Source organism: Anaerosporobacter sp. (genome assembly GCF_031551385.1).
Lineage (GTDB): Bacteria > Bacillota > Clostridia > Lachnospirales > Lachnospiraceae > Anaerosporobacter.
In genome coordinates, this window is the sequence record NZ_JAVBNS010000069.1 from 1 (window position 1) to 7,529 (window position 7,529).

Sequence of the window (7,529 nt, forward strand, 5' to 3'; positions counted from 1 at the left end):
CTTCTTTTACTTCAACCGTTTCAAACAAATGATACGTCCTCATAGCTATCATAAGAGCAGTTGCTACTCCTAGGAAAAATACAATCATAATAAAAATCCAAACTGGAAGATTGTGCATAAGCAAATATGATTTAGGGAATATAATCATTGCAACTGCATTGACTGCAACCGTAATTACCGCATTGCTAATAACCACTCTCTTATCATAGTATGCAACCGCCAGTATGAGGATAAGAAAATATGCCTGTGTCATTGCACCAAATTTACCATCATTAGCAAATACGATTACAATGGCTCCGACAACTGGCATAATAGATACATAGATATATTTTGCAAATGCACCTAACTGTTTTTCAAAAAGCTTTGTCGGAATAGCAATTAAAGCCATAATAAAAATACTTGCATCTTTCGCCGTACCACCCAAGAATAACATGACAAAAGAAAACGCCGCAATAGGTATTCCCATGTTTACACAAAACATAATAAGATTCATTTGTTTCTCTTCATTTTTAAGTACATTAAGATTCATAATATAGTCCCCCTCTTCAGCATTATGTCTTTGAGTTTTTTATGCTATACAGCAAATGGAAACTGTCACCATTTAAATATTAAAATGTCATTAAAACAACTTTTCAATGTATTTATTATAACATAAAATCACAATAATTCAACACTTTGTTAGATTACAGTGCTAATTTCCTGTGTTTTTCATTGTTTTTCAACAAAAATAAATGTATTTTCAAATATTTTGCACCTTTATCCCTGTTTGTTTTGTACAATTCAAGCAATAACTCTCCATTTTTTTGCACAAATTATATTCCCGAAAAAAGCTCTATGCCAATCGCTAATCTAGAACTAAATAGTTCTTTCTTCGATTACACATAGAGCTTAAATCTTATAATTTAACTTAATCCAAACACTTTTCTTACATCATTAAACATAACAAACACCATTAATAGCATCAACAAAGCAAGACCTATCATATGAACAAAGCCTTCCTTCTTAGGATCTACTGGCTTACCACGTACAGCTTCAATTATTAAGAATACCAAACGTCCTCCATCAAGTGCAGGTAATGGCAATAAATTCATGATACCAAGGTTAGCACTTAATAAGATACTCATATATAATAACTGAATCACAACAGCTGATAACCCTGCTGATTTCGTACTATCAATGCCTTCTCCTATCATGTCAACAATAGCAACAGGCCCAGCTAAATCATTCGTAGAAACTTTACCAGTTAGTAAACCTCCCACACTTTGAACTGCTGATACAATCCAACATTTTACTTCGAGAGCACTATATTTTACAACTCCTAATGCACTCATCTTCTCGCCTGTTGTTGCGATTGTTTTTGTACGATACAGATTCGGAGAAAATCCCATCTTATATTCTCCATCTGCATTCTTTTCTGGTGTTATTGTAATTTTAAGCTCTTCTCCAGCACGATTAATCGTCAATGTTACATCCTTCTCTGTTGTCGGGTGGAAGAAAAGATGAAACATTACTTCACGACCATTATCTACAGAATCACCATCCATTGCGATAATAACATCACCCTCTTGTAAACCTGCTTCCATTGCAGGCGTTCCTTCTCCGACTTGAAGAATCGAAGCTGGGTCATAACCTACATTGCCAACAACAATCATCGCTAATACGAACGCTAATACAAAGTTAAATATTGGCCCTGCAGCAATAACAGAGATACGCGCCCAAACACCTTTCTTTCCAAAAGAGTTTGGATCATCATTCTCTTCATCCTCTCCTAACATCATACAAGAACCGCCAATAGGGAATAATTTCAGCGAATATCTTGTTCCGTTACGCAAAAAGCTAAAAAGTCTTGGTCCCATACCAACAGAAAATTCTACTACCCCTATTCCATTCTTCTTTGCCAACAAGAAATGACCCAGTTCATGGATAATTATAATTAAGCTAAAAATCAATATCGCTATAATAATATTCATGTAAATACCTATCCTTTCTATGCCACACACTGTTTTCTAGCCATAACCATCTGTAAACTGTATTCTGCGAAGTACTTACACATGGAATTTTGATTCAATTCTTTCATATGTTTGTGCTTCTATTTGAAGTATCTCGCTTACACTTGGATTATCTACCTTGTGATGTGACTGGATTGCATCCTCTATAATTTCGTATATCTCAAGAAATGTAATTTCTCGATTCAAGAATTTGGCAACCGCCCTCTCATTTGCTGCATTATATACAGTAGGCATACTTCCGCCTAATCTCCCCGCCTCATAAGCCAAAGAAAGACCTTTGAATGTATTATAATCTGGTGTTTCAAATGCAATATTTGAAAGTGTCTTGAAATCCAAACGTTCTCCTTCAAGGATCCTTCTATCCGGATATGTTAATGCATATTGAATCGGAAGTTTCATATCTGGTGTTCCAAGCTGAGCAATTACTCCGCCATCAACAAATTCAACCATAGAATGAATGATACTCTTTGGCTGTACAACAACTTCAATTTGGTCAAAACCCACTCCAAATAGCCATTTTGCTTCTATTACTTCCAATCCTTTATTGACCATAGTTGCCGAATCTATCGTAATCTTTCTACCCATTGACCAGTTTGGATGTTTTAGTGCATCTTCTAATGTAACCTTCTTCAGTTGTTCCGTTGTCTTCCCTCTAAAAGGACCACCAGACGCTGTTAATAATATTTTGCTAATACGACTATAATTCTCACCGTTTAACGCTTGGAAAATCGCAGAGTGCTCACTATCTACAGGAAGTATCTTAACATTATATTCCTGTGCAAGTGGCATTATGATATGTCCAGCAGTTACTAATGTTTCTTTATTCGCAAGTGCAATATCTTTCTTTGCCTTAATTGCTGCAATCGTTGGTTGTATCCCTATCATTCCAACAATTGCTGTTAATACAATGTCAGCTTCCTCTATCACACTACAAGCCAATAACCCTTCCATACCAGTTGTTATCTCTACTTGACAATCGCGAACAAGAATACGTAATTCCTTCGCCTTTTCTTCATCCCACACACATACCATACATGGTTTAAACTCTCTAATCTGCGCTTCTAGTAACTTAATATTCGAGCCTGCTGCCAAAGCAACAACTTCCATATCTGAATTACTACGAACTACATCTAGTGTTTGTGTTCCAATAGAACCTGTTGAACCAAGAACTACTATTTTCTTCATCAATTTCCCTTTCAACCTTGTATCTTTCTCTTCCATTATCTACTCAAAAACACTGCCAGATAATATACAATTGGAGCAGTGAATAATATACTATCAAATCGATCTAATATTCCACCATGACCAGGAATTAATTTGCCATAATCTTTAATATCATAATTTCTCTTCATAGCAGAAGCCGCTAAATCCCCAATCTGAGATACAACACTTGATGCACCGCATATAATTGCAAATGCAATCGCTGGATTCGCAAACGTCTCCATCTTATGTTGTATTGCTAAGCCATATAAAAATCCAATTAATGCAGCACCAACAATCCCACCGATGCCACCTTCTATCGATTTCTTAGGGCTTAATTTCGGTGTCATCTTATGTTTCCCAATTGAGATACCAACAAGGTATGCACAAGTATCTGAGCCCCATGCACCGATAAACAGTAACCAAACGAACCACAAACCATCCTCTAGCATACGAACTTGATAGATATGTGACAGCATAATTGCAACATAAAATAGTCCGAAAAATATTAAAAATACTTGTTCCGATTTATATTTTGGAAATGTAAATACATATGCTACCATTAACACCAACATAAACACTACTAAAAATAGCATCAAATATTCTTTCTCTCCAAAATATATAAACGCATAGTAGATGATACATGCGATATAACCGATATAGCCAATCAAACTATTCTCTACTTTTAACAACTTATATAATTCATTTAAACCAATTAATGAGATTAACCCGATTACTGCAAACAGTAAGTTACCTCCCATAATGACCGTGAATAATGTTATAATAACTAACATTACTGAACTTCTAAAACGCACCCAAAACATATGAGTCTCCTATCTGTTTGTGTGAATTAGTCATAAAATTATCTTAGTCCACCAAACCGCCTTTCTTTTGAATTGTAATAACGTATCGCATCTTCCAAATCTTTTTCACTAAAATCTGGCCATAATGTATCTGTAAAATACATCTCTGCATATGCCATCTGCCATAGTAAGTAATTCGACAATCTTTGCTCACCACTTGTACGTATCATTAAATCTGGGTCTGGAATATCTTTTGTATCCAAATAATTACCAAACACTTTCTCATCTATCTCATCAATCGTCAGTGCCTTATTCTCACAATCAACCGCCAAACGTTTCACAGCACGTATAATTTCATCTCTTGAACCGTAGTTTAATGCAACTTGAAAATTAAGCCCTGTGTTATTCTTACTTAATTCTTCTAGTTCTTTGATTCTTTCTTGCATAGAAACATCTAAACGTGTAATATCTCCAATAATACGAACTCTCATATTATTCTTCGTTGTTTGCTTAATACAGTCTTTCAAATAATTATTAAGAAGCTTCATAAGCGTTTCTACTTCATCTTCTGGTCTTGACCAGTTTTCCGTAGAAAATGCATATACTGTTAGATATTTTACACCCATGTTATATGCTGCTCTACATATCTTCTCTACATTCTTACTTCCTTGTGCATGCCCATAGTTTCTCGGCATCATTCTCTTCTTTGCCCATCTTCCATTGCCATCAAGTATAAGCGCAATATGTTCTGGTATTTGTATTCCTTCGAGGACAGTTTTCGCCAAATTCATTTCCTCCCACTATAATGCTATAAAACCGGATTGTCTTATACTTATTGTATAAGAACAACCCGATTCTTATTCTAACCACTATAAATCTTTTCTGTATCTATGTTTATAATACAAATTATACAGTAAGAATTTCCTTTGATTTTGCTTCTGTAACTTTATCTACTTCCGCAACGAATTTATCAGTAGCTTTTTGCACTTGATCTTCTAATCCCTTAGCTTCATCTTCTGAAACTTCATTTGCTTTGCTTAATTTCTTTATTGCATCGTTTGCATCACGACGAATGTTACGAATAGCAACTTTTGCAGCTTCCGCTTTTTTCTTAATATCTTTTACTAAATCTTTTCTTCTTTCCTCTGTAAGTTCTGGGAATACAAGACGAATTACTTTACCATCATTACTTGGTGTTAAACCTAAATCAGAAACTAAAATTGCTTTTTCAATTTCTTTGATTAAACTACTTTCCCATGGTTGAATCATGATAACTCTTGCTTCTGGTACAGAAACATTTGCAACAGATTGAATACCAGATGGAGTACCATAGTAATCAACTTTTAATTTATCCAAAATATGAGGATTCGCTCTACCTGCACGGATAGTTACAAACTCCTCTATTAAGCTTTCTAATGATTTTTGCATCTTTTCTTCAAATTGTTCCACTCTTGAATCCATTATTTTCCCTCCAAAATCTTTCTTATAATTATACAGGTAACACTATCTAGGACTATATCATTTATGTTACTTATACAGTTACCTTTGTACCTGTAAATTTACCATTTACTGTGTTTACAATACTGTTTGGTTCATTAAGACCAAACACCATCATTGGCATCTTATTCTCTAAGCACATAATCGTTGCAGATAAATCAATAACTGCTAACTTTTTATCTAGTACTTCGTCAATTGTAATCTCATCGTACTTTTTAGCCGATGGATTTGTCTTAGGATCACTATCATAAACACCATCAATTGCTTTTGCTAACAAGATTACATCTGCCTCAATTTCAACTGCTCTAAGAACTGTTGCTGTATCTGTTGAAAAGTACGGATGACCGATACCTCCTGCAAAGAATACCACCATTCCTTTTTGGAAATACTTCTTCGCTCTGTCTTTTGAAAACATCTTAGTCATAGAACCACATTCAAATGGTGTTAACACTTGTGTCATCATTCCAACATGACGGAAGATTTCTGACACATAGATACAATTCATAACCGTTGCTAACATACCAATTTGGTCTGCTTTTGTACGATCAATTGTCTCGCTTGTTCTTCCTCTCCAGAAGTTTCCACCACCGATTACAATACCTACTTCGACACCTTTATCTACTAACTCTTTTACTTGTTTTGCTACTTCAATACAAGTTGCTTCATCAAATCCTGTCTTCTTGTCTCCGGCTAATGCTTCTCCGCTAAGTTTTAGCAAAACTCTATTCCAAGTTTTCATTATTCATCATACCTTTCACTAACTTATAATATAAGTATTAACAAGTTTTCAGCTTTCTATTTCCATAAATTGCTTTCTTGTTCTTACTGCTCAAACAGTATTATTATAGCATTATTCACAAGCATTTGTACACTACTTTTTGCTCTATGTTGTATTTTATCACAGAAATGGATGTATTTACAATCACAAAAACAAAACTTCGCAATTGTTTGCAGCAATAAATCCTAATTACGGAATTATTTCTACAACGTACAATTACGAAGTTTGTTTTTCTTTCTTATTTAAATCAATGTATTATTCCTATTTGCAAATTTTAACTTTCGCATTTCCAAAGCAATTTGAACTTAAAGCTTTTACAGCTTTGTTACAATTAACTGAATTTAAGTTATTGCAGTTTTTAAATGCATTACTTGCAACATTTTTTACTTTATAAGTTTTACCATTACATGTAACTGTTGAAGGAATTGTGCAAGATGTTGCATTCTCTCCAGAATCTGAAAGACCTGTTACTGTACATGTATTGTTACCAGTAATTGTATAACATAACTTGCCTGATGAGAATGTACAGTTGTTATTTGTTGCTTGAGTTGTACAGCCTGCTTTTGTATTACAACTTGCAGCTTGAGCTACAGGGGTTGCTACAGATCCTACAGTTACCATCATTGCTACAGCAAAAGCTACTTTTTTTAATTTCATCATAATTATTCTCTCCTTTTGTTATGAATGAGTATGCTATGAATCTAACACCTCATGTTGTAACATTATTGTAACATTATTGTAACATTTGATTAATAATTATGTAATAGTAGACAATTGGAAATCTCACTACTTTTATCCTATGCTTGATTTATAACAAGAACATCATTTTCTCTAATAATCGTACTGCCATTCGGTACAATTACTCTTTTCTGCCTTTGTATCATTATGATTAACTTATCTTCCTCTTTCGAAATCTCCGAAATTGGTCTTCCAATCCATTCGTCACCTTTTGTAACATTCTTTTCTGTTAGCGAGATACCATCAAGGTTTCCTGGAGCTGCTGCACTTAATATTAATACATCATCTTCCTTAAGATGTATCTGACCATTTGGCACAATATTTTCTTTATTCCTTTTTAACAGTACAAGCAACGTATCTGGTGGTAATGGTATATCCTTTATCATCTTACCTACCCACGGATGTCTTAAGTCGATTTTCAATTGAATATACTGTATTGGTACTTCATCCGCATAATCTGTAAATGTTTTAAGTACATCAACTGTCTCGTCAATCATGTCTAGT

The 7,529-nt window shown here is 34.3% G+C and carries 9 protein-coding genes; all 9 read right to left on the reverse strand.

The genetic code is table 11. The features are described 5' to 3' along the window. The coding region (locus RMR19_RS07050) for a hypothetical protein (protein ID WP_331654664.1) at positions 1-529 on the reverse strand (529 nt) is incomplete at its 3' end. A gap of 373 nt (positions 530-902) precedes the next feature. After that, entirely contained in the window at positions 903-1,970 is a 1,068-nt protein-coding gene (gene rseP, locus RMR19_RS07055) for an RIP metalloprotease RseP (RefSeq protein ID WP_310602795.1), read from the reverse strand. Between the two features lie 75 nt (positions 1,971-2,045). Continuing rightward, entirely contained in the window at positions 2,046-3,194 is a 1,149-nt protein-coding gene (gene dxr / locus RMR19_RS07060; RefSeq protein ID WP_310602796.1) for a 1-deoxy-D-xylulose-5-phosphate reductoisomerase, read from the reverse strand. 35 nt (positions 3,195-3,229) lie between these two features. After that, the gene (locus tag RMR19_RS07065; protein WP_310602797.1) at positions 3,230-4,033 is read right to left on the reverse strand and encodes a phosphatidate cytidylyltransferase; all 804 of its coding nucleotides are present in this window, start codon (positions 4,031-4,033) and stop codon (positions 3,230-3,232) included. A gap of 38 nt (positions 4,034-4,071) precedes the next feature. Beyond that, positions 4,072-4,773, reverse strand: coding sequence for an isoprenyl transferase (locus tag RMR19_RS07070; protein ID WP_442871531.1), 702 nt, complete (start codon positions 4,771-4,773; stop codon positions 4,072-4,074). A 145-nt stretch (positions 4,774-4,918) separates the two neighbouring features. Further along, a complete protein-coding gene (gene frr / locus RMR19_RS07075; protein ID WP_310602799.1) occupies positions 4,919-5,473 on the reverse strand; it encodes a ribosome recycling factor in 555 nt (184 codons plus the stop codon). Positions 5,474-5,543: 70 nt separating this feature from the next. Next, entirely contained in the window at positions 5,544-6,248 is a 705-nt protein-coding gene (pyrH, locus tag RMR19_RS07080; RefSeq protein ID WP_310602800.1) for a UMP kinase, read from the reverse strand. Positions 6,249-6,548: 300 nt separating this feature from the next. Continuing rightward, entirely contained in the window at positions 6,549-6,947 is a 399-nt protein-coding gene (locus RMR19_RS07085) for a hypothetical protein (protein ID WP_310602801.1), read from the reverse strand. Positions 6,948-7,084: 137 nt separating this feature from the next. Further along, positions 7,085-7,529, reverse strand: a 445-nt coding sequence (locus tag RMR19_RS07090) for a TrkA C-terminal domain-containing protein (RefSeq protein ID WP_310602802.1), incomplete at its 5' end; no start/stop codon positions are given.

Bases quoted from the DNA above. Each gene is read 5' to 3' on its own strand.
- rseP (WP_310602795.1), bottom strand. From the start codon at position 1,970: ATGAATATTATTATAGCGATATTGATTTTTAGCTTAATTATAATTATC.
- dxr (WP_310602796.1), bottom strand. From the start codon at position 3,194: ATGAAGAAAATAGTAGTTCTTGGTTCAACAGGTTCTATTGGAACACAA.
- RMR19_RS07065 (WP_310602797.1), bottom strand. From the start codon at position 4,033: ATGTTTTGGGTGCGTTTTAGAAGTTCAGTAATGTTAGTTATTATAACA.
- frr (WP_310602799.1), bottom strand. From the start codon at position 5,473: ATGGATTCAAGAGTGGAACAATTTGAAGAAAAGATGCAAAAATCATTA.
- pyrH (WP_310602800.1), bottom strand. From the start codon at position 6,248: ATGAAAACTTGGAATAGAGTTTTGCTAAAACTTAGCGGAGAAGCATTA.
- RMR19_RS07085 (WP_310602801.1), bottom strand. From the start codon at position 6,947: ATGATGAAATTAAAAAAAGTAGCTTTTGCTGTAGCAATGATGGTAACT.